Annotated in this window: 1 protein-coding gene; it reads right to left on the bottom strand. The window is 43.8% G+C overall.

What is annotated here, in order from left to right:
* Window positions 1-32 precede the first annotated feature (32 nt).
* A complete protein-coding gene (locus tag A3761_RS04790; protein WP_068510183.1) occupies window positions 33-344 on the bottom strand; it encodes an IS3 family transposase in 312 nt (103 codons plus the stop codon).
* Window positions 345-447 lie beyond the last annotated feature (103 nt).

Raw genomic sequence — 447 nt, 5'->3', positions numbered from 1 at the left:
AGATACCGACCAGCTCCCTTGCTGCGCTTGGATTAACGAAAACCTTTGATCGAGTCCTGCATCAAGAGAGCTGAAGCCTTTTTTAAAATCTCGTTGTCTCCCTCTAGTTGTTTGATCTTGCGTTCCAACTCGCGAATTTTTAATTGATCTGGAGTGAGAGGTGTAGCACTCGACAACCTACCGTTTCGTTCTTCTTTTAATTGTCGCGCCCATTTATCGACCGTGGACTTACCAAGGCCTAAGCTATCCGCGACATCTCGGACACTGCGCCCTTTATCAACAACTTCTTGTGCAACTTCGAGTCTAAATTCTGGAGAGTATGTTGGTCTTGTTCGTTTGCTCATTTTGATACCTAGTTAGTTGATGGTGATAATATCACCTCTAATTAGGTGGCCAAAATTAGTGTGCCACTACAAGCAGCTAGTAAACCCGGCAATAACATAATTG

This window comes from Oleiphilus sp. HI0123 (genome assembly GCF_001635315.1).
The sequence above is the reverse complement of the archived record's forward strand: the minus strand, read 5'-3'. Positions and strand labels throughout refer to the sequence as shown.